Raw genomic sequence first — 21,756 nt, forward strand, 5'->3', positions numbered from 1 at the left:
TCGCAGTGTTGGACGAGTTTCAATCAAGCGGAAGGCTCAACCGACGACGGAAGCCGGTTAGCTCGAAGAGGGCCACGCAGCTCTCAAAGCTCACATGAGGAGTTTGGCATCAAAACATAGCGGCCCTCCATTCGGCCATCGGTTCCATGGGTCTGAGCCTCGCGCCTGACGCTTTGCCCGTTTTTGCTCGACACCAAGCTCCGGCGCAGATCGCATGCCATCCTCAACAAGGGTGAAAGCCGTCACGCTCTTGCCCGTGCGGTGTTCCTCCACCAGCTTGGCGAGCTGCGCAACCGCGTGGCGGAAACCATGGCCTATCGGGCGTCAGGTCTGAACCTCGTCGTCAACGCCATTATCCTGTGGAATACCGTCTATCTCAGCCACGCTGTTGATTATGTCCGCAGCCAGGGCATCGATATTCCCGCCGAGTTGCTCTCCCAGGTAGCACCGCTTCCCTGGGCTCATATCGCACTCACCGGAGACTATCTCTGGAACGAAATTGACCGACCCCTCGAACGCTTCCGACCGATGCGCGCTAACCGCTTCAATCAAACAAACTTTGATTTCCCTTAGGGGGTATCATTGCAGAAATGTCCACGGAGCCCCGTTATCGGACGGGGAAGAGCGATTATGCGGGCGTAGAGGCGTTGCGCCGGAATTCGGTCGGCTTAAATAGCTCTTCGGAAAACTCACTGAGGCGCGAATGATGCAAATTGCCTCCGAGCCCATAAAATTCTCGAAAGCTCATGATTAGGGGCCGCCATTTCGCCGGGTCGATGCGATCCTTGTTATTTTCACGCAAGATGTTCTCGGCAGCATGCACGCGAACAATTCGCACCTCAATTGCTTTCATAGGCGAACGAATTCGCGGGTTGCCGACACCGAAGTCATGAAACGCGGCAAGTTCTGCTTCTAACTGAACCGGACACTCAGATGCACGTGGGGGCGCTACGAGCTCAGAATCAATCGGGGTCAAGCCAGCAAGACCGAATTTATCCTCTATATGTTGAAAACCCATTGGAGCTTTGTTGCTCGGAACAGGACTACTGCCTGTTGTGAGGGCGAGCCGATCAACCGAACTGACCTGTTTTTCCGACGGCAGGTTGAGGACGCATTGCCCCGTTCGCAGTATATTTTCAACGGTCTTCGAACTGCCATTCAAGCCGAGCATGCAGCCCCACCCTAACCACCATGCCGAAGACATGGGTGCCAGGTTTGCCGTTCCGTTCTCATTCAACGAGGAAATAAGAACGACGGGCGTCCCCATGTAAAGAATCGCAGGGTCGACTGCAATCGTGGATGGGGTCGAGTTCTTCGTATCGGGCTGTAAACCACTTAACATTTACCGGTACCTCATGTTTGCGTCTGCCTTCTGGCATTCGCCAAGTGATGCGACGTGAGCCGCCTCGTAGCTCCTGCTCAAGCTGAACAAATGCCGAACTAGTATTTATCCACCTACGAGGCCTATTTCCGCGCTAACGATTGTCACCGCTCGGTGCTTCGTCTGCAGCGGAGTTTGTGAACTTGGCTAGTTCTCCAGAAGGGCATCGATCGCTGCGGGCGAGCACCCGTTTGTCCCGACGTCGATCGTTGGAGCCAAAGCGATCGCTGCCTTAAGCTTTCTGATCGGGCTTGCAACGTCGCGGACCGGGCCGATGGCGCTTGCGCCGCGAAGCACCCCGTCTGTTGTGACTGACAGGAAGATTCGAGCGGCACCGGATGTCGCCGGGATGATAATTTCGCCATGCGTCGGCAGGCCGGCAACCTGAAGCGAAAAATCATACTGGTTGCTCCAGAACCACGGCACCTCGTCGAACGCCTTTTCTTGACCAAGCATGTTCCGCGCCGCTGTGTCCGCCTGATCTTCGGCGTTGCGCCAGTTTTCAAGTCTCAAGGCGCCACCGAAAAGGCGGCTTTCATATCGGCAGACGTCACCGCATGCGAAAATGTCGGGATCCTCCGTCTGCAAGAACCGATTAACGACGATACCATTGTCGACGGCGAGCCCGGCCGCCTCGGCTAGTTCGGTTCGCGGCCGGACACCAACGCCATAGACGACTACGTCGCACTCAATGACTTCGCCGCCTTGAAGACGGACGGCCGAGACCGTGCCCCTGCCTTCCAGTACGGTTACGCCGACACCAAAGCGAATATCCACGCCGCGACGGCGATGTTCCGAAACCAGGACGTCCGAAACCGCCAGAGGCAGACTACGGGCCATGGCATGAGGCGCCATTTCGAGGACGTGCACGGCGCAGCCGAGCTCCACCGCAGCCGCGGCGACTTCCAGCCCGATCACGCCGGCTCCGATCACGACAACCTTTTGCCCGCTTCGGAACGAACGCGCGATCGCATCCGCATGTTGGGGCGTTCGCAGCGGCCAGACGCCGTCCAGCTCGGCTCCAGGTATCGTCAACCGATTGATCGCCGAACCCGTCGCCAAAATAAGCTTTCCGTAGGACAGGTCCTGACCGTCAGCCAGCACCACGCGCTTGTTGCGACGATCGATGCTTCCGACCGATTTATCGAGATGAAGGCCGACCTCGTTTTCGCCAAACCAGGTGGCTGGAAAGAAGGCACACTGTTCGCTGGTCTTCTTGCCGAGAAGCACAGCCTTGGACAGTGGCGGGCGGTCATATGGGGGGTGAGGCTCGTCGCCGACCAAAGTAATTTCTCCGGTCCAACCATGTTTGCGAAGGGCGGCTGCCGCCTTCACGCCGCTGTGGCCGGCGCCAACAATAACTACAGATTGGGCGTTCACGATGGAATACTCCAGAACCGGGCCGAGCCTCAGGATTGACGTGCCTTTTCCGTTCCAAATGCCACCATGCTGTCGCCGATCAACTCGTCTCCCTGCTTCTGCAGCATCTCGCCTGCCTCGAGGATATCCCGCGCCTCGCGGTTCTGGCTCAGCTTGAACTTGCCCGTCAGGCGGGTGATCTCGATTTCGACGCCGACGATCGCCTTCAGCATCATGTCGATATAGTCCTTGGGACTGTCGGTCATCTTCCAGGGATCCGCCTGCGCCGCCTCATGCGTGCGGGTGAGGCGGGCGACCAGGCCGCGCACATATCGCTCGTCATCGCGGATCGTCACCCGGCCGTGTGCGTGGACCACAAGGTAGTTCCAGGTCGGGACCTGCTTCTTGAACTCGCGCTTGCTCGGATACCAGTTGGGAGCAATGTAGGCATCGGCGGCGCGGAACACGACGAGCACTTCGTCGCCTGTCGACACGTCCTGCCAGACCGGGTTGGCGCGCGCGACGTGGGAGTGAAGGACGCCCTTCTCCCCCTGGGTCCTGTTTACTTCGAACGGAAGATGGTTGGCGTCGAGGCCGGACTGCCCGCTGGTTACAAGAATGCCGAGCGGGTTCTTTTCAACTAGGTCGAAGAGAACCTCCGGACGGTTTTCGGCAAAGTGTGGGGGCACGTACATGTTAATTCCTCGCGGCAAGCGCATCGATGGCTTGCGGTGGTGGATTCAGGGGGGCTAAGGGGTGTTCAGATTTCGGTCATCTGAAAATCGGCTTTGGATGCGCCGCAGTCGGGGCAGCACCAATCCTCCGGCACGTCTTCCCAACGCGTTCTCGGCGGGAGGCCCTCGTCGGGCCAGCCGTCTTTCTCGCTGTAGACGAGGCCGCACAGGACGCATAGCCACGTCTTGAAGGGTGGGGTTTCGACAGTTTTTTCCAGCGTCTGAATGGCTTCTTCGCTCATCGGATGCTCCATTTCCCGGAACCGTAACTTGGCTCGCTTGATTTCTGGAGCATCCTTCATCCGAATTGGTCCACTTCACAGGACCAGTATCCATCATTTTCGCTGAACCAGTTCACCGCCATGGCAACGACTTGCCGATGCGGGAATCGCATTAGCTCTCAGTTGCAAGATGTTCGGGCTTGGACAGAGCTTAGGCGTGATCTGGAGAGCAGACGATTGCATTCATTCCCACGTATTCGACGACTGTTTTACAGCTCAGCCGCGTGCGGTCAAAGACGCGCTTGTTCGAAAGCCGACGGTCAGGCCGCGAGCATTTCCGTCGGTGGGGCCACTCCTGCCCATGTTTTCCCGTCTTTCAAGCAAGGTCCGCAAAAAACCTGTGTTGGCATGCCGGTTGCAAGGACACCGTAAAGGACCCGCACGACCATGGCGGTCTCGCGGTCCTTACGCCAGAGTTCAAATGAAACTTCCAAGCTGACAGCGATGTAGCGCGAGTGCAACTCCGTCGCGCCTTGACTTCCCAGGAAACACCAAAGGAGCCCTGAAGAAATGAACGTGCCAAGTTATTCCGCGGCTTCGCCAGATCAGCGGGCGGTGCGGGGGATATTTTCTCACCTAGCGGACCGCATCGATCGCCGCCTGCGAATACGCCCGTTTGGGATTATTAGCGATTTTGTCGCCGACCAACTCCCGCACCGTATCGCCGAGATCAAAAATAGTGAACAGCGAGCTGAAGCTGTCAAGGCGCTTGGGCGTAGCATCAACGCCATGCTAGCGGCAGGGGACTATGAGGCGCACCTGCTGAATCTGACCCAGTCGGAGTTTGGGGTAGCCAAGACAGACATCCAATATCTCCTCAATATTGCTTATCAGATGTCTGCATTTGCGGGACTTAACCATTACGATGCCGAGTTAACGGTGGGAGAACGGCTGAGGCACATTGCGGCCTTAAGTTGCGAGCGGGAGCCTAGCATAAATGTTCTTTCCTATGAAGACATGATCCTTACCAATCCGGTGGAGAGCGATCCGCGCGTATATTGCCTCGACTCAGCTGGGGTCGAGGAGCGAGATTTTTGCCTGGGTCATCAACTCATTGAGAGAGACTTGCAGTTCGCAGTGGACACCCTGCTTGAGCTGCGTGATGAGGTCGAGGCGGATGCGCGCCGGTGTCTTACACAGTGCCTAGAGCGCCTGGAGTCGGCGAATTATATTCTGACGCGCTTTCACGATCATATGTCGCCCGATCTATTTGGGGAATTTCGCGAGTTCTACGGAAAAAACCCTTACAAGAATAGGCTGGCCCCAAGTGGCCGATTCTCGGCCCGCGTTGTCGCGGTTTCTGTACTACTCATCGGTGAAGAAATCTTCCGCCAAAAACCGCAATTCTATAGGGATGTTTATCGGCTGTCAGAATACTACCCGCAAGGATGTATTGGTGCGGTCTTTGGCTGGTTATCTTCAGATAAGAGGAGCACGGGGGCCCAGCCAGGCTGGCTTAAAGGGAAAGCGGCCTTTCCTAAAATTGCGACCGTCTCGCCCGTGATAGAGCGGAAAAGCACTCAAATCCGAGAGCTGTACGCGTCCTGTGTCTATGCGCTGGACCGGTTCGCCCGAATGCACCGAAAGACGGCTTTGAAATATACGATTGAACCCGGTCGCCCCATCGCCGGAGTTGAGGCGTGGGAAAGCATGGACGCTGTGCTTTCACAGCGGCTGTTAACGGCGGCGGATCAAAGCCAACAGGCACAATCGTCTAGGTGAGCGCGATGCCAGCCTCGCAGGCGTCCAATAGGTGATGGTCGATGTTTCAAGATGACGTGATCTTTCGTAGGTTTGAACGTGAGGATGTCGATAATGTATGGCACCTGCATAGGAGTGCATCTGAGGCTGTTGGTGTCCATGGTCCGGAAGGGATGTGGGAGGATGATTTACGCAATATCGGAGAAGCATATATCGAATCTGGCGGAGACTTCGTAGTTGGGCGTATTGGTCCCCAGCTCGCAGCTATGGGCGGATTGCAACCTGTCGACGATGAAATCGCAGAACTCAAGCGTATACGGGTCGATCCCGCCTTTCAACGACGTGGGCTTGGAAGAAGGATTGTTAGCGAGTTGGAATCGCGAGCTGTTGCTCTCGGATTCAAATGCATAGTGCTCGAGACGACAACGATCCAAGTAGGGGCTCAAAGACTTTATGAGACGGCCGGCTATATTCGACGCGGAGAAGGGAGGTTGCACGGATATGCCGTGATCTTCTACGAAAAGCGTCTCTCCGGCCAGGATGCTCTCGGTTTCTGCTGAGAAGTGCCCCACCATCCGCTGCATGTATGTTTCGAGATTCAGCTTGTAAGTGGGCGCGTCTCATGCAGACCGACAGACCTTCGGTTCCGAGTTCACCGACGACGTAACTGCCCCGGTCCGATGAGCCGCAGTGTCCGTTCTGAGGATCGTCGTCATGAAAATGGTGGCACGCAGCGAACTGTTCCGAGGGCAGACAGAAGCGCCGCGCAGCCGAGCTTGAGATGATCGCGGCCACCCCATCGAGAACGTCAGCCTCTTTCAGGCGGCGCTCCTTTCGGCTGATTTCGGCCTTGCGACTGTTGCTGCCGATCAGCATAGAAAAAATGTCGACCGCAAGATCGGTGATCGCTGCTTGCCTTTCGATGCGTCGGTCCAGTCACAGCATTTTCGTTCATGACGGACGAATGCGGCCACAGGTATTTTGCAGACGAGACCCAGACCCGAGCCGGCTCACTTTGCCTTCGAAGACATCACCTGGGTTCAGCCCAGATTCTTGCTTGTCGTTTGACTCAGCAGCTTCATCCGAGCGTCACTACGCCACGCTGACCGCTGTCGTCACGGCGCGACCGAGATCGAAGTCAAGGAAAAGAAGGACCGCGTCGACGACGCCCTGAACGCGACCCGCGCGGCCGTCGAAGAAGGCATCGTTCCCGGCGGCGGCATGGGTGGTATTGGCGGCATGGATTTCTAAGGTCCACGCACCTCAACAATCTCGAGGGGCGGCAGCGATGCCGCCCTTTTCTTTGACGAGGAGCCAAGCCCGATCGCCATCCACAAGGCTACATACGGCGGCACTTTCACGGCTGACAGCAGTGACTGAATTCATTCTGTTCGCCATGGTCGGCTTCCTCGCCCATGCGGTTGACGGTGCATTAGGCATGGCCTATGGCGCGATCTCCTCCACAGTGCTGCTCTCCTTCGGTGTTCCGCCAGCGCAGGCTTACGCCGCGGCGCAACGCGGCGGCCGGTCGCGCGGCGGATCGGTTCCAGCCTCCGCACGGGGGTTTCGGCGAAGCGTTCGGTGGCGGACCAGATCATGCCTCGGCTTGAATGTCGATGTTGTAGTGCACGCCATGGGCGGCCGCGACATTGGCCGCGGCTATGCTGCGACGCAGTCCTTCGAGCAACGGGACTTTTCACAAATCTACGTCAAGGGTGGCTAGCTGATTGCGGAGCCTCAATCCTTGTTCCGAGTCAGCTGACGGCCGGCGTGCGCACAGCGTCGGGACAGCGATCTGGCTCAGCGTCCCGGCTTGTCGTCCTGGTCGATGAGAATGCGCTCAACGGCCCCATCAAGATCCTCATATTGGCCACTTCTCAACGCCCATAGAAAGCCAGACAGCCCCATTGCGCCAAAAAATAGGGCGACTGGTATGAGGTAGACGAGTGTCGTCATGGCGGCCGCGCTGATGAGCGAATGCCGGAACGCGTTGCCGAAGAAGCCCTTGTCAGCTCGGCGAGCATAAAGCCCTGCAGCCGCAGCGCGTTTCCGATCACCAGCAGCGATGAGGCGGACATCGCGACCGCCGCGATCAACGGTGTGACGTGGCCGAGGATGGCGATCGGAACGGCAACGGCGTTGTAGATGATCGCGATGGCTATGTTCTGGCGGATCAGCCGCCCTGCCTTCCGCGAGACGTCCAGCGCAAGAGGTACCGCCGAAAGGCTTTCACGCAGGAACACGAAATCGGCGGCGTTGCGGCCGACATCGGCAGCGGTGGCTGGAGCGATCGAGACGTGCGCCGCGCCCAGCGCTGGGCTGTCGTTGAGCCCGTCGCCCACCATCAGGACCTTGTGGCCGGCCTTGGTCAAGACTTCGATCCGCTCAGCCTTCCCGGACGGCAGCAGCGCTGAAACAAAACGGTCGATGCCCAATATTCTTGCGACATCGCCACAGGCGTCTGCGGTATCGCCCGACAGCATTTCGACCGAGACCCCGGCATCGTTCAACTGCGCCAAGGCGGCCCCGGCATCGGGCCGCAACGCATCCTCGAAAACGAAGGATGCGACAACGACCCCGTCTTTCGTCAGGACTGTTCCGCCCTGCCCGCCTTCGCCGCCGGTCCGCGCCTTCCATCCAGCCCATGCGCGCCGGCCCAGCCGCCAGATACTTCCGGCGACAGTGGCTTCGATTCCAAACCCCGGATGCTCTTTGACGGCATCGAACTTGTGCTGCCCGCCAGCAGCGGCAAAACCGGCTATGGCCTTTGAAAACGGATGACGCGAATGCGCGGCCATATCGGCGGCGATCGCCAGCACGGCCGGATCGATCGACGACGCATTGACGAGCCGGGGCTGTCCGAGCGTGAGTGTTCCGGTCTTGTCGAACACCGCCGTATCCGTCGTCGCCAGGCGCTCCATGGCCGAACCGTCCTTGACCATGATGCCGCTTTCGAACAGACGCCGCGCAGCGACCACCTGCACGATCGGCACGGCGAGGCCGAGCGCACATGGGCACGTGATGATGAGAACGGCAATTGCAATCGTCATTGCCAGGTGCCAGTCGCCGACCGCAACCATCCAACCGATGAATGTTATTAAGGCTGTGAGATGGATCACCGGCGCATAGAGGGCGGAGACACGATCGGCGATGCGTCGATAGGGCGGGCGGCCGCCCTCCGCCGCCTCCATCAACCGAACCATTTCCGCCAGGAACGAGTCCTTCGCGGTGGCTGTCGCCTCGATTGTCAGGGAGCCGGTAAGGTTGAGTACGCCAGCCTGCACGGGTACGCCTGGCGCCACGTTTCTGGGCGTGCTTTCGCCGGAGACAAGGGAGCAGTCGAGATCAGATGATCCCCGAATGATCTTTCCGTCGACAGGAATCCTTTCGCCCGCTGCGATGAGCAGCTGCATTCCCGGTTCTATCTCGACAACCGGCAGGTAGTCGCGCGCGCCGTCGCCGCGCAGCACCATGGCACCACGCGCCGCCAGCTGCGACAGGCCGTTTACCGCGGTCCGGGCCCGCTCGCGCATGACGTGATCCAGCGTACGGCCGATTAACAGGAAGAACAGCAGCGATACAGACGCGTCGAAATAGGCGTGATCGCCATGATTGATCGTCTCATAGAGGCTCATGGCGTATGCGAGCGACACCCCGACCGCGATCGGCACGTCCATGTTCAGGCTGCCGTGCCGCAGCGCGTTCCAGGCCGAGCGGAAGAAAATGCCGCCGGCGAAGGCAAGCGCCGGGATGGCGATCAGCGCCGAGACCCAGTGGAACAAGTCGCGGGTCGCGCCTTCGGCGCCGGACCAGACCGAGACCGAAAGCAGCATGATGTTGCCCGCCGCAAAACCAGCAACCGCGACCGCGCGGATCAGTTCGGATAGCGTCTTGTTCTTGTCGCCGACCTCGGGGTCGAACAGATGCACCTGGTAGCCTAGCCGCCCAAGCGCGACGACGAACGGTGGCACCTCGTCACCACGCCACCTGACCGAGACCCGTTTCGTCGACAGGTTGACGCGGGCGCTCTCGACGTGATCGAGCTTTGCCAACGCCGTCTCGATCGTCTGGATGCAGGCTGCACAATGAACCGTCGGAACTGAAAGGTCGGTCTGGCGAAGACCATCGCTAACCAAGCGGCTCGCCAACCTGATCTCCTGGCCAGACGGCAGGACCGATGTGGTACCGGTCAGATCCAGCGCCAGTTCCGCGCCGGGTGAACAGCAGCTCATTGCAGCGCTCCTTGCGAAATCATGATCCGGCGAACGTCGCGATAGGGCTCCGCGAGACCGGCGTCGACATCGACTTCGACGATCCAGACGCCATCCTTGGGCACGTCCCGTGCTGCAAACTCCTGAGCCGAAGCAGGGGCAAGAGTGACGGACTTGTCCTCTGCCTCATAAGTGGGGTGACGAAACAGTATCTTCACGCCGTGCAAGGGGACCGGCTTGCCGGTGGCATCGCTTAAGCTATAGCGAACATCAGTCCGAGCGATCGTCAGGTTGCCGGTCCAGCCGAGTGCCGCCTGCGCGCGCCCTTCCTCGGCCTTTTTGTTGAATTGCTGACTGGCCACATAGGTGTTCTCGACGACAAGGCCGGTCCAGCTTTTGCTGGCGAGCGTCGCCATGGTCAGGTTGACGGCGATGACCACGCCGAAAAAGCCGAAAATGGTGAACAGCATGTGCCTGCCGGTGAACTCACGCGTCTTTTGCGTATTGGCGCTCATCTGGCGATCTCCGGTGCGTTAAAGGTGGCGGTGTATTCGTCCGATTCGAAGTTCGCCTTGTCCTCGACCCGGAACTTGAAGGTTTGTGCAGCATGCCGCACCTCACCCGCCGGCTGGCGCACGAAAACCTTCAGGATCTTCAGCCGGTCGGGTTCGACCGCGATGCCGAAGAAGCGATCTGCTGGCAGATCACTGCCGACGACGCTCATTTCGGCTCCCTGCAAGCCCTGCATCGCGACAATGATTGTCCTTGCCTCGGGGATCATGTTGAGCAGTTTGACGGTATAGCCATTGCGGATCGAACCGTCGGACAGCGTGACGAACTGTGGATTGCGGTCATGCAGCACGTTCAGTTCGAGCCGATCGCGCGTCAGCAGCGAATAGAGCAGGCCCAGCCCGATCAGCGACCACAGGCCCATGTAGACGTAGGTGCGCGCCCGAAGGATCTTGCGAATGTGAAAATACGCCACCTGATCGCAGAAGGTGCCGACAGCAGTCCTGACCAACGACGGATTGATCGTACTGGAGCCGCCTGCTGTCGCCAGCATCATATTGGCGTTGTAGTCGAAGAGCGTCGCGTAGGAGATCAGCCCACGCTCCTTTCCGAGCTTGTCCATGACGCCGTCGCAGGCGTCGATACACAGCGCGCAGGTAATGCATTCGAGCTGCTGGCCGTCGCGAATATCGATCCCCATCGGGCACACCGCGACGCAGGCATTGCAATCGACGCAGTCGCCGACCCGCTGCCCCGCCGCCTGGACCTTCTTGGCGTGCCTCGAACGAGGTTCGCCGCGCCAGTCGTTGTAGGTCACGGTGAGCGAATTCTCGTCGAGCATGGCAGCCTGGATGCGCGGCCATGGGCACATGTAGGTGCAGACTTGCTCGCGCATCAGCCCGCCGAACGTGTAGGTGGTCGCCGTCAGCACGGCGATGGTGACGTAGGCGACCGGAGCGGCGGTGCCGGCGAATACCTCGCTGATCAGCGTTGGCGCGTCGGCGAAATAGAGGATCCAGGCGCCGCCGCTGGCTGCCGCTATGACCAGCCAGATGGCGTGCTTCGATACGCGCAGTACCAGTTTGCGCACCGTCCATGGGCCGGCGTCGAGCTTTATGCGGGCAGTGCGATCGCCTTCGATCGCCCGCTCCACCACCAGGAAAAGATCGACCCATACGGTCTGCGGGCAGATATAGCCGCACCAGGCGCGGCCGACGGTGGACGTGATCAGGAAGAGGCCGATGCCGGCCATTATCAGAAGGCCGGCGACATAGTAGAATTCCTGCGGCCATATCTCGAAGAAGAAGAAGTAGAAGCGGCGGTTGGCAAGATCGATCAGCACTGCCTGATCCGGCGCGAACGATCCGCGATCCCAGCGCAGCCAGGGTGTCAGATAGTAGATGCCCAGCGTGATCGCCATCACCAGCCACTTGAAGCGGCGGAAGCTACCCGAGGCGCGCTTGGGGAAGATTTTCTTGCGCGGTGCATAGAGCGGCTGTCGTGTCTTGGCGGAGTTGCCCGCTTTTGCCTCGAACCGCTCCATTTGCGTTTTATCCAGCACGTGTATCTCCACTTGCCCGCGGCCTTTGACATCGTTGTGCGACGGACTCGTCTGCTAAGACAGACGTCGGGTCTGCAGTGAGCCCGCTTCGCCGAATGGGGCCGCGCCGCCTTGCAGCAGGGTCAATCGCCGCATGCCGGAATGGTGTCGAGGCCCGGCAAAGCCGGGCCTCGTCGCTTGGCGGGGGAGGGCCGAGAATAGGCTTCCGTTCCTATTCTCCGCCGCCAAGCGAATGGACATAAACCGCAAGTTCCTTAACCTTGGTCTCGCCGAGACGCCCGATCCAGGCCGGCATGACGCCGTGCTTCGGCGCACGGACCTGGACGGCGACGGCTGTCTCGCCCGACCCGTAGAGCCAGATCGCGTCGGTCAGGTCGGGTGCGCCGAGTTCCCTGTTGCCTTTCGCATTGTCGCCGTGACAGGAGACGCAGTTTTCGGCGAAGATCTTGGCGCCGGGTTGAATCAGAGTTGCATCGCGGACCTTGCCAGACAGGCTGGCAACGTAGGCGCTCACCTGTGCGATCTGATCGGCGGTGATGATATCGCCGAAGGCCGGCATTTCCGACAGGCGCGTGTCCGGATCTGACGCGAAGCGGATGCCGTGCGCGATCGTTTGCTGGATCTGCTCGGCCGTGCCGCCCCACAGCCAGTCATCGTCGTTCAGGTTTGGAAAACCCTTCGACCCTTGGGCGCCGGAGCCATGGCACTGCGTGCAGTTGACCTTGAATGCGGCGCCGCCGGCCGCGACCGCGAATTCGCGCAAGGCATAATCCGAGGCGATTTCAGAGAGGCTTTTCGACTCCACCGCCGCGGCGTATTTGCCTTTCGCCGCTTCCGCCGCCGCCAGCTCATTCTTGACATCGTTGCGGCTGGAATATCCAAGCACACCCTTGGTTGCGGAAGACAGCATGGGCCAAGCCGGATACGCAATTGTATAAGCTACCGCCCAACCGACGGTGATGTAGAAGGTTATCACCCACCATCGGGGCAATGGGTTGTTGAGCTCCCTTATCCCGTCCCATTCATGACCGGTCGTCGAGATGCCCGAGACTTCGTCGATGTGCTCGTCGCTCATGATCGGTCGCCCTTGAGTGGAATCTGGGCGGCTTGCTCGGCCTGTGTTTTGCCGCCGGGACGCAAGGCAAAGGCAATGCTGCCGACGAAGAAGAGCGACATGGCAAGCAGACCCCAGCTGTCCGCGAATTCCCGCATCAAATCATAGCTCATTGGGCCCCCCTCAGCGGTAGCCGGCTGCATCGTCATAGGTCTTGAAATCGACCAGTGTTCCCAGCATTTGCAGATAGGCGACGAGGGCATCCATCTCGGTCACCTGCTGCGGATTGCCGTCCAGATCGCCGACCTTGGCTTTCGGATAGCGTTTCTCGAGGCCGGAGCTATCGGCATTCGGGTCGGCCTGGGCCATTAGATCGGTATTGGCGTGCGCGATCATGTCATCGGAGTACGGGACGCCAACACGCGCGTTCGCAACCAGATGCGTCGAGAAGTCCTTCACCTCGATCGGAGCGTCCTTCAGGAAGGCATAGCGAGGCATGATAGATTCCGGCACCACCGAACGTGGATCCACAAGGTGCTGAACGTGCCATTCGTTGGAGTAGCGGTTGCCGACTCGTGCAAGGTCAGGGCCGGTGCGCTTCGAGCCCCACTGGAAGGGGTGGTCGTACATGGACTCAGCCGCCAGGCTGTAGTGGCCGTAGCGTTCGACCTCGTCCCGGAAAGGCCTGATCATCTGGCTATGGCAGAGGTAGCAGCCCTCGCGCACATAGATGTTGCGTCCTGCGAGTTCGAGCGGCGAGTAGGGGCGCATGCCCTCGACCTTCTCGATCGTGTTGTCGAGATAGAACAGCGGTGCGATTTCGACTATGCCGCCGACGGTCACGACAAGAAGAGAGCCAACGAGAAGAAGCGTGGCGTTCTTCTCGATGATCGCGTGTTTGTCCGTCAAGCCCATTGTCTGGCTCCCTATTCGGCAGGCCGGAGGGCGGGCTCGGAACCCGGCATTGGTTGCTCTTCACGCTGGTATCCGAGGATGGTCATAGCGATGTTCCAGGCCATGATCATGGCGCCGGAGAGGTACATCGCACCGCCGATGGCGCGCATGACGTAGTAGGGGTGCATGGCGGCGACGGTTTCGGCGAAGGAGTAGACCAGGAACCCCTGCTCGTCGTATTCGCGCCACATCAGGCCCTGCATGATGCCGGACACCCACATCACCGCGGCGTAGACGACGATCCCCAGAGTCGCCAGCCAGAAGTGCCAGGTGACGAGCCGTATCGAATAGAGCCGGTCACGGTTCCACAGTTTCGGCACCATGTAGTAGATCGCGCCGAACGAGATCATGCCGACCCAGCCGAGCGCACCTGAGTGGACATGGCCAATGGTCCAGTCCGTGTAGTGCGACAGCGAATTGACCGTCTTGATCGACATAATCGGCCCTTCGAAGGTCGACATGCCGTAGAAGGCGACTGCCATCACCATCATGCGGATGATCGGATCGGTGCGCAGCTTGTCCCAGGCGCCTGACAGCGTCATCAGGCCGTTGATCATGCCGCCCCATGACGGCATCCACAGCATGATCGAGAATGCCATGCCGAGCGTCTGCGCCCAGTCGGGTAAGGCGGTGTAATGCAGGTGGTGCGGGCCGGCCCAGATGTAGAGAAAAATGATCGCCCAGAAGTGGATGATCGACAGCCGGTAGGAATAGACCGGCCGGCTAGCCTGCTTGGGCACGAAATAGTACATCATGCCAAGGAAGCCGGCCGTCAGGAAGAAGCCGACCGCATTGTGGCCATACCACCATTGCGTCAAGGCGTCCTGGACGCCGGAGAAGGCGGAGTAGCTCTTCGAGCCGAGGAAAGAGGCCGGCATCGACAGGTTGTTGACCACATGCAGCATCGCGATGGTCACGATGAAGGATAGATAGAACCAGTTGGCGACGTAGATATGCGGTTCCTTGCGCTTCAGGATAGTGCCGAGGAACAGGATGAGATAGGCGACCCAGACGATGGTCAGCCAGAGGTCCACATACCATTCGGGTTCGGCGTATTCCCGGCTCTCGGTGATGCCGAGCAGGTAGCCGGTCGCGGCCATGACGATGAACAGCTGGTAACCCCAGAACACAAACCAGGCCAGATTGCCGCCGAACAGCCGGGCGCGGCAGGTGCGCTGGACAACATAGAGCGATGTGCAAAGCAGCGCGTTGCCGCCGAAGGCGAAGACGACTCCCGATGTGTGCAGCGGACGCAAACGGCCGAAATTGAACCAGGGTGGGATGTTAAGATCGGGGAAGGCGAGTTGAAGGGCGATAATGACGCCGACCAGCATGCCGACGACACCCCAAAACACCGTTGCGATGGCCCCGTAGCGGAGCGGACCATCCATGTAGGCGGAGGGGTCGATCCGCCCCACGGGCTTGAAATCCCAATTGCGCAGCAAGATCGCGATGAAGCCAGTCAGCGCGAAGAACAAAACCCACATGTGCTGGCGAAAGGGTCCTTCTACGCCGAAGCCGGCAGCCACCAGCGCCGCAAAGGCAAACAGGCTTAAAAGGACGATCTCCGTGCCGAATTTCATGACATGTCCCCGACCAGGATTCCAATGCGCGGACGCTTAATCCGCGGTGCATTAATTCCCTAGTTGCCGCCTGCTCGCCCTGATCCATGTCAGAGCCGCACGATTTTGCTTCGGGCAGCATCGAGTTCGGTGAATCAGATGGTGGCGATTTGAACAAGGAAACGCAGCACGGGCCACCCCACTCATGGACAAGTGCAGCTTCCTCGCGTCAGGCCGGTACAGAGGCGATTCCGGGCGAGGTCATGAAGCGTGGCCATCGGGAAAAGCTGTATCTCTGCGACTCGCTGGAAACCATTGCCGATGCACTGCCGAACGTCGACCGCCTCAAATGTCTTGGAACGGCCAAGAAAATCGTTCCGCTGCTCCGTGACATTCATGGGCTTGAGGAGACGGTGATTTTCCCAGCGTATGAGGCGCACTTGACGCCGGCCGAGGCCAAACTTGCCTCTACCAGCCGGTTGCGCGTCGAGCACCTTGAGGATCAATGCTTCGCTAGCGAGGTGGCCGAAACGCTCCTAGCGATAGGTCATGGTAATCCGATAGAGAGCCCGGAAGCTGTCGGGTTCATGTTACGAGGCTTCTTCGAAGGCTTGCGGCGACACATCGCTTTCGAACGCGAGCACGTCCTGCCGCGGATCGCAATAAGCGACGTAGGCGCTTAGGTCTCAAAGGCCGGTTGCCGCGAGCCTCGGCCGCCGCAGCGCTGCTCCAGCCGGCTCATGCTGTCCACCGTTATATGGCGGTTGTTCTTGATCCGGATCACGCCGTCAGCCCGCAATCGCGTAAGCTGGCGGCTCACGGTCTCGTTCGTCAGTCCAAGGAAATCAGAGATGTCGGCACGTGTCAGTGGCAGATCGAAGCATGAGGACCTAGCCGCCGGGTCGATACTGGAATCCATATTCTGGGCGATCATGAGGAGAAAGCTGGCCACCTTCTCGGGTGCGGTCTTGCGCCCGAGAGTCACCATCCATTCAAGTGCCTCGTCGAGTTCGTTCAGCGTCTGCTTGAGCAAGCGAAGCTGGAGTTCCGGTGATTCCTTCATTATCCGTTCAACGGCCGCCTTCGGAAACGAGCACAGCGAGACGGAGGTTGCCGCTTCCACATTGATCGTGCTTTTCACCTTGAAGGGCCGGCCCAGAAAATCCGGTGCGAACCGAAGACCGACAATCTGCTGGCGGCCGTCCGAAAGGCACTTCGTCAGCTTCACTACACCTGAAAGAATGTTTGAATAGCTGTCGACAGCCGCGGCGTCGGCGATCAGTTCGACCCCCGGCTCGATTTTGTGCCGCGACGAAGTCTTGGCGAGCCCAACCAAATGGTTTCGATCGAGCGCACCACAGATCCCGCGATGCCGTGCGGCGCAAGACAGGCAAAGAACGGGAATGCCGGAACTGTGAATGTCCTGCTGTACTGTCATTACGCTCGCGCCATCGATCCCAAGTTTCGGCAGGATAGCAAGCGATGGCAGAGAAATCCTTGCGGCAGTTTGTCCGTGCTGGAGGCTGACCGAAATCAGGGCTTTGACTCTTCGACGAGGCCAGACTTCCGGCGAGGCAAAAACGATTCACCAAATGAGACCGGAATTAGGTGCCAGGCTTGGCGAGACATAGGGCGCCACTTTATGTTCTGTGGCGACGCGGGTATTTCCCAAAGGGGGTCGCATGGCAGAGGGCCGGCCGGAACCTGCAGGCAGGGCTCCACTTTGTATCCGCCCAACGAGGTTGGATTGTTCGGCCCATTCTTTCACTGAATGTCGACGCACCCCATTGCGGCTCCGCTACTCAGCGCTGCGGCTTGCGCCATTGACGAAACTTTATATTACTCGGAACCTGAACCTGACATGCGTCGCGATTTCTCTGACATGCCGGCGGCAGGCAAGCTTTCCTTTCTGGCCTTGGCAAACGCGCGATCGCCTTCCAAGAACCCGACCAGCATGAATGGAATGAGCTCAGCTACTGTCTCAGACTCATTGTAGGTCTGACGGTAAAGCGCCGCGTAGTCCTTCAGTGCTTGGCTGAGACCCGCGCTGACGGTGATAGTGATCTTGGAAGGCGTCCGGTCCGGAAGCTTTCCTAATTTCAGATTCGCCATGAGCGGCTCCTATTCAATTTGTGTACGGTCGTAGCAGGATGTCCTTGTGCACGATGACGCGGAGCGGCCAACCAGGACGGACGGTGATGGTGGGTTGAATATTGAGGTTTTTTTCGGTGATGCGCTGGCCAGCTTGACTGACGTTCTGCTGAGTGGATTCGCGGATTGCCTTGAGCAGATCGCTTTCGTTGTCCCCAAAGCTCAACTCGGTGCCGACGCCCAGCAGCGTGGCTAGAGCAACTCCCTTGATCAGCTGCCAAGTGTGGAAATCCACCTGGTCCTCCAGCCCTGCATAGCCGGCAGTATCTGTCGCTGGCAGATTGTCGATTTCAATTGACGACCCGTCGGGCATCACAATGCGCTGCCAGACTAGCAACGCGCGCTTCTGTCCAAAAGCGACGACACTGTCATAGGTGCCGATGAGCCGCGAGCCCTGCGGGATGAGCAAGGTGCTGCCGGTGACTGTGTCGTGCACATTCTCGGTAACCTGTGCAACCACGAGGCCAGGCAGGTCGGAATGGATGCCGGTGATCAGGCTTGCGGCGATTACGCTGCCGGCCATCAGCTGATAGGGCGAAGCCGGAGTCTGCAGCGCGTGCGGATTGTAGATCCCGTTTGTGCTCTGCTGGCTGACAAAGTCGAGCTTGCGCTGCTGATTGTTCTGATCACCCTCAGCCGGTGCAACGGAAGCCCTTGCGTCTTCGGCATCGGGTTGTGCAAGTGGTGCTTCAAACGGCGGCCGCGCTCCCTGTGCATTGTCGCCGACATTCGTTTCCCTGGGCCGGTTCTCGATCCGGAACATGACTTGCGACTCACGTGCCTCGATCGCCTGCTGGGCAAGCCGCTGCTCCTCGGCGGAGGCCTCCTGCCCCGGGGCGATGCCAAGCTGTCGCTGGCGTTCAAGAATGGGGCGGCCGAGATCGCCGGGCAGAGGTGGCCCAAGCACGGGAGGCTTCGGCTTGATTACGGAGTAGTCCTTGGGAAGCGTTTCAAGTCCCTCCGCGGTTGGCTTACGTTCGGTGTTGTAGAGGTCTTCCGCCCGCTCTTTGATACGCAACGCCGGCCACTGAAGCGCTATCATCGTGACGCCTAGAATTGCGCCGGATCCAACTGCAGCGATAGCGACGATCAAGCCGCGCCTGAACCGCACCGCGCGCCGGGGAGAAGCCCGCAACTGCAGCTGCTCGGGGTCGAGTTTCGGCGGTGCATCTGGTCGGGAAGTATCGGTCATGAGCGCTCTCCTCACCTGCTGGATCGCGCAAAGAGCGGTATCCGCCGTGGCGGTTGCCGGCCGTCGATCCTGGTGATGCGGACCACTTGCTGCTCCTTGACGCCGAGGCGCAATTCGGCGGCGGCAAAGAGACGATCGACGATGTAATAGTTCCCGCGCATGCGGTAGTTGACGAGCTGGTTGCTCCCGTCAGCACCGACGATGAAGAGTGGCGGTGCCTCACCCTGATCGATGCGCCGCGGGAATTCGATATAAACCTTGTTGCCGTCGTCGAAGGCACGCGTCGGCCGCCAAGGCGGCGTGTCACCGCTGATCGAGTAGCGGAAGCGAATGTTTTCGAGTGCCACATTTGAAGCTGCCGGCATGGCGGCGTCGGCCTGCGCATTGCGCTGGCGCAACGCTATGATCTGGTCTTCGCTATAGGTCCAGGAGATCGCCGCCATTGCAGTTTTCTCGGTGCTTTTAAGCTGCAGGTGGTACGTCCGGCGTTCCGTGGTGATCACCAGATTGGTGCTAAGCCCCGGCGCGAACGGTTTGACCAGCACATGGGTGCGCTGACTGTCGCCGGTGCCGCTGACGGTGTCGCCGATGACCCAGCGCACGGTGTCGCCAGCCGACACGGCTGTTAACTTCTCGCCCGGCTGTAGAGCGATATCGGTGACGCGCTCCGGCGCGGCATAGAGCTGATAAAGTGCGCCGTCGGTGAAGGGATAGACTTGGACCGCATTGACATAGCCGTATCTGGTGGGCTGCTGCGTGGCCGCCTTGTTGGCATCGGTGACCCTTTCTTCAGGGGAACGCTTTTCCTCAGCGACCTTATCCGGATCGGGCTGCAACTGGCCCGGGAGCGGTAGCGGCTTTGGGACCTGGACAATCTTCACCGGATTCTCCGGTGGCTTTTCGATCGCGGCTGGTTTGAAGTCGGCAGCATCGTAGGAAATCTCAGGCGGTGGCACCGCCTTCGAGGCGCAAGCGGGAAGGACGGCTGCTGACGCGGACAGGAGTAGCGCGGCACGGAATGATGGGACTCTATTTTTCATTTGCAGGCTCCTTCGGGAAAACAGATGCAGGTGCTGCGCTGTCGAGCTCACGCGACCAATCGATGGCGTTGATGAAGACGCCGAGCGGGTTGCTGCGCAGTTGTTCGGTATTGCTTGGCGGGCGGATCACGATGGTGAGGATCGCGGTCCAGCGCGTCGTGCTGGCCAAGCTGCCGCGCTCAAAAACCTGCTCGGTCCATTTGACCTGGAACGAGCTGTCGGAAGCCCTGACCACGCTGGTCACCTGCACCGACACGCTGCGCGTGCCGATCTGGCCGAAGGGGTCATTCGCCTTGGCGTACTCGTTGAGAAAGAGCGCTGCGCGGTCGGTGGCAAAGTCGTAGGCTGCCAACCAGTTCTGTCGCACCAGCACCGGGTCGGTGGACACGGACCGGACATTTTGGATGAAGCGGCCGAGATGCCAGGCGATCTGAGCATCCGAGGGCTCATAATCCTGGATTGCCGGCGCAACGGCACGCGCCTCGCCAAAACGGTCGACCTCAACGACGTAAGGTACGACACGGCTCTGCATCGACTGCCAAACAAGGCCGCCGGAGAGCCCGGTTGCCAAAGCCAGGCAGCCAAGGGCCATCAGCCGCCAATTGCGGGCCTGCACCCGCGATGAGCCGATGCGCTCATCCCAGAGCTGGCCGGCCTTTTGATACGGCGTGACCGGCTCGGGCGTCTTGCCGTAACGTTGAACGGGTCGCTTGAAGAGCATCTAGTCGTCCTTGTCGTTGAGAGAGGGATTGGCGCTGGCGCCCGGCCTGTCCCCTTCGCGGACAGCCTGGATGGCGGCGTGGCGATGAGCACGAGCGGTCTGCTCGGAACGCATGCGTCTCGCCCAATTGGGCGCGGTATTAGGGGCAGAGCCGGCCGGACCTCCGGTCATTGACGCGGTCGGCGCACCGCCAGTCGCGGTCCATGCGGCTTCGCGCCCGGCATCAGCGCTGCGCCTGAAGTTTCCCGCGGCAGATCCTGCTGCTCGCATCACGACGCCGCTGGCGGCACCCGCCACGCCCTGCATTCCAGCAGCCACACCGGACAGGCCGGTATTAAGCGAAGCTACCCGTCCCAACTGCCAGGCCGTGGAAGCGGCCGATCCCATGGCCGTGCCGGCTCGGATGGCGGCAAGGCCGCCGCCGGTTGCCATGCGCGCACCGGCAAAGGCGGCTCCCCCGGCAACGAGCGCCGATCCGGCAGCGGCCGCCGTGGTCCCGAGCGCGGCGCCGGCGCCAAGTTGTGGCGCGCCGGAGACAAGACCCGAGGCGATCCCGGGCCCGAAGATGCCCAGCCCAAGCAGCGCCAGCGCCCCGAGCACCTGCGACATGGCAGCGGCCAAGTCCGGCTCCTTGCCCTGGAGTGCCGAAGCGAACTCGCCGAAGAGCGTGGACCCGATACCGACGATTGCGGCGAGCACCATCACCTTGATGCCCGACGAGATCACATTACCGAGCACGCGCTCGGCCAGAAACGACGAGCGGTTCCACAGCGCGAAGGGCACGAGAACGAAGCCTGCCAACGTGGTGAGTTTGAATTCCAGGATGGTGATGAAGAGCTGGATGGAGAGAATGAAAAAGGCGATGATGACTAGGAACCAGGCCAAGAGCAGCACGAAGATGGTGAGCGCGTTGCCAAAAATTTCGGGGAAACCAAGCAACTGGCTCGCCTGATCGAGAAGCGGCCACGCGCCCTCGAAGCCCGTCGCGGCAATGCGGCCTGGATGCAGCAGATTGTCGGCGGAGAGATTGCCGGAAGACGCATTGATGCCGAGACCGGCAAAGGACCGATAGATGATGTCGGCAAGGTTTTTGAAATTGTTCAGAATGAAGGCGAAGACGCCGACATAGAGGACCTTGCGGATGAGGCGGGCTAGAATGTTGGGCTCGCCGCCGAATGCCCAGGCCAGGCCGGCAAGCGTGATGTCGATGCCAATTAAAGTCGTAGTGAGGAAGGCGACGTCGCCCGAAAGCAGACCGAACCCGCTATCGATATAGCGGATAAAAGTCTCCATGAAGCGATCAATGACCCCGAGGTCGTTCACGCCGCCACCTCTCTCATATGG

General features: G+C 59.9%; 21 protein-coding genes and 2 pseudogenes. 5 read left to right on the forward strand and 18 right to left on the reverse strand.

The annotated features are described in order from the left end of the window. Positions 1-180: 180 nt before the first annotated feature. Positions 181-573, forward strand: a pseudogene (locus A9K71_RS25785) (Tn3 family transposase); the annotation flags it as partial. Between the two features lie 55 nt (positions 574-628). Here the strand turns inward: A9K71_RS25785 and A9K71_RS30855 are convergent. From A9K71_RS30855 to A9K71_RS25800, 4 genes are all read right to left on the reverse strand, one after another. Continuing rightward, positions 629-1,342: a flavin reductase family protein gene (locus A9K71_RS30855; protein WP_082980700.1), complete on the reverse strand. Its 714-nt coding sequence runs from the start codon at positions 1,340-1,342 to the stop codon at positions 629-631. Positions 1,343-1,528: 186 nt separating this feature from the next. Continuing rightward, a complete protein-coding gene (locus A9K71_RS25790) occupies positions 1,529-2,761 on the reverse strand; it encodes an FAD-dependent oxidoreductase (protein WP_082980701.1) in 1,233 nt (410 codons plus the stop codon). A gap of 29 nt (positions 2,762-2,790) precedes the next feature. Next, complete coding sequence (locus tag A9K71_RS25795) at positions 2,791-3,435, reverse strand: FMN-binding negative transcriptional regulator (protein ID WP_067002661.1); 645 nt, start codon at positions 3,433-3,435, stop codon at positions 2,791-2,793. A gap of 65 nt (positions 3,436-3,500) precedes the next feature. Next, positions 3,501-3,716, reverse strand: a complete 216-nt coding sequence (locus A9K71_RS25800; protein ID WP_067002778.1) for a rubredoxin — start codon at positions 3,714-3,716, stop codon at positions 3,501-3,503. A 549-nt stretch (positions 3,717-4,265) separates the two neighbouring features. On the opposite strand from A9K71_RS25800, the gene A9K71_RS25805 reads away from it, so the two are divergent. The 3 genes and pseudogenes from A9K71_RS25805 to A9K71_RS31800 all read left to right on the forward strand — a co-directional run. After that, positions 4,266-5,477 (forward strand): hypothetical protein, encoded by a 1,212-nt coding sequence (locus A9K71_RS25805; protein ID WP_245299775.1) that lies wholly within the window; start codon positions 4,266-4,268, stop codon positions 5,475-5,477. 41 nt (positions 5,478-5,518) lie between these two features. Beyond that, complete coding sequence (locus A9K71_RS30860; RefSeq protein WP_082980702.1) at positions 5,519-6,016, forward strand: GNAT family N-acetyltransferase; 498 nt, start codon at positions 5,519-5,521, stop codon at positions 6,014-6,016. Positions 6,017-6,828: 812 nt separating this feature from the next. Beyond that, positions 6,829-6,969: pseudogene (locus A9K71_RS31800) on the forward strand (sulfite exporter TauE/SafE family protein); the annotation flags it as partial. A 287-nt stretch (positions 6,970-7,256) separates the two neighbouring features. Here A9K71_RS31800 and ccoS read toward each other — a convergent pair. The 8 genes from ccoS to ccoN all read right to left on the reverse strand — a co-directional run bounded on the left by ccoS (position 7,257) and on the right by ccoN (position 15,329). Next, on the reverse strand, positions 7,257-7,412 hold the full coding sequence (gene ccoS, locus A9K71_RS25820) for a cbb3-type cytochrome oxidase assembly protein CcoS (RefSeq protein WP_067002668.1): 156 nt from the start codon (positions 7,410-7,412) through the stop codon (positions 7,257-7,259). Continuing rightward, positions 7,409-9,688: a cation-translocating P-type ATPase gene (locus A9K71_RS25825; protein WP_067002670.1), complete on the reverse strand. Its 2,280-nt coding sequence runs from the start codon at positions 9,686-9,688 to the stop codon at positions 7,409-7,411. Before A9K71_RS25825 ends, ccoS begins: the two co-directional genes overlap by 4 nt. After that, on the reverse strand, positions 9,685-10,182 hold the full coding sequence (locus A9K71_RS25830) for a FixH family protein (protein WP_067002672.1): 498 nt from the start codon (positions 10,180-10,182) through the stop codon (positions 9,685-9,687). Before A9K71_RS25830 ends, A9K71_RS25825 begins: the two co-directional genes overlap by 4 nt. Then, positions 10,179-11,738 carry a cytochrome c oxidase accessory protein CcoG gene (gene ccoG, locus A9K71_RS25835; RefSeq protein WP_067002674.1) on the reverse strand — a complete coding sequence of 520 codons (1,560 nt, stop codon included), beginning with the start codon at positions 11,736-11,738 and terminating at the stop codon, positions 10,179-10,181. Before ccoG ends, A9K71_RS25830 begins: the two co-directional genes overlap by 4 nt. Positions 11,739-11,949: 211 nt before the next feature. Continuing rightward, the gene (gene ccoP, locus A9K71_RS25840) at positions 11,950-12,813 is read right to left on the reverse strand and encodes a cytochrome-c oxidase, cbb3-type subunit III (RefSeq protein ID WP_067002676.1); all 864 of its coding nucleotides are present in this window, start codon (positions 12,811-12,813) and stop codon (positions 11,950-11,952) included. Next, positions 12,810-12,965: a CcoQ/FixQ family Cbb3-type cytochrome c oxidase assembly chaperone gene (locus tag A9K71_RS25845; RefSeq protein WP_067002678.1), complete on the reverse strand. Its 156-nt coding sequence runs from the start codon at positions 12,963-12,965 to the stop codon at positions 12,810-12,812. The genes ccoP and A9K71_RS25845 overlap by 4 nt, the downstream gene beginning before the upstream one ends. Positions 12,966-12,975: 10 nt before the next feature. Beyond that, a complete protein-coding gene (gene ccoO / locus A9K71_RS25850; protein WP_067002680.1) occupies positions 12,976-13,707 on the reverse strand; it encodes a cytochrome-c oxidase, cbb3-type subunit II in 732 nt (243 codons plus the stop codon). 11 nt (positions 13,708-13,718) lie between these two features. Then, positions 13,719-15,329: a cytochrome-c oxidase, cbb3-type subunit I gene (gene ccoN / locus A9K71_RS25855; protein ID WP_067002683.1), complete on the reverse strand. Its 1,611-nt coding sequence runs from the start codon at positions 15,327-15,329 to the stop codon at positions 13,719-13,721. 86 nt (positions 15,330-15,415) lie between these two features. On the opposite strand from ccoN, the gene A9K71_RS25860 reads away from it, so the two are divergent. Next, complete coding sequence (locus A9K71_RS25860) at positions 15,416-15,991, forward strand: hemerythrin domain-containing protein (RefSeq protein ID WP_067002685.1); 576 nt, start codon at positions 15,416-15,418, stop codon at positions 15,989-15,991. On the opposite strand, the gene A9K71_RS25865 is transcribed toward A9K71_RS25860, so the two are convergent. The 6 genes from A9K71_RS25865 to trbL all read right to left on the reverse strand — a co-directional run bounded on the left by A9K71_RS25865 (position 15,988) and on the right by trbL (position 21,735). After that, a complete protein-coding gene (locus A9K71_RS25865) occupies positions 15,988-16,746 on the reverse strand; it encodes a Crp/Fnr family transcriptional regulator (protein ID WP_067002687.1) in 759 nt (252 codons plus the stop codon). The two genes, A9K71_RS25860 and A9K71_RS25865, sit on opposite strands and share 4 nt — an antisense overlap. A 401-nt stretch (positions 16,747-17,147) precedes the next feature. Next, positions 17,148-17,420: a DUF2274 domain-containing protein gene (locus A9K71_RS25870; RefSeq protein ID WP_067002689.1), complete on the reverse strand. Its 273-nt coding sequence runs from the start codon at positions 17,418-17,420 to the stop codon at positions 17,148-17,150. Positions 17,421-17,433: 13 nt separating this feature from the next. Continuing rightward, entirely contained in the window at positions 17,434-18,651 is a 1,218-nt protein-coding gene (locus tag A9K71_RS25875) for a TrbI/VirB10 family protein (RefSeq protein WP_067002691.1), read from the reverse strand. Between the two features lie 11 nt (positions 18,652-18,662). Continuing rightward, complete coding sequence (trbG, locus tag A9K71_RS25880; protein WP_067002693.1) at positions 18,663-19,691, reverse strand: P-type conjugative transfer protein TrbG; 1,029 nt, start codon at positions 19,689-19,691, stop codon at positions 18,663-18,665. Beyond that, positions 19,681-20,412 carry a conjugal transfer protein TrbF gene (trbF, locus tag A9K71_RS25885; protein WP_067002696.1) on the reverse strand — a complete coding sequence of 244 codons (732 nt, stop codon included), beginning with the start codon at positions 20,410-20,412 and terminating at the stop codon, positions 19,681-19,683. Before trbF ends, trbG begins: the two co-directional genes overlap by 11 nt. Next, positions 20,413-21,735 (reverse strand): P-type conjugative transfer protein TrbL, encoded by a 1,323-nt coding sequence (gene trbL, locus A9K71_RS25890; protein WP_067002699.1) that lies wholly within the window; start codon positions 21,733-21,735, stop codon positions 20,413-20,415. Between the last annotated feature and the right edge of the window lie 21 nt (positions 21,736-21,756).

The sequence above is a fragment of the Mesorhizobium sp. WSM3873 genome, from assembly GCF_001672445.1.
In the GTDB taxonomy this organism is placed as follows: Bacteria; Pseudomonadota; Alphaproteobacteria; order Rhizobiales; family Rhizobiaceae; genus Mesorhizobium.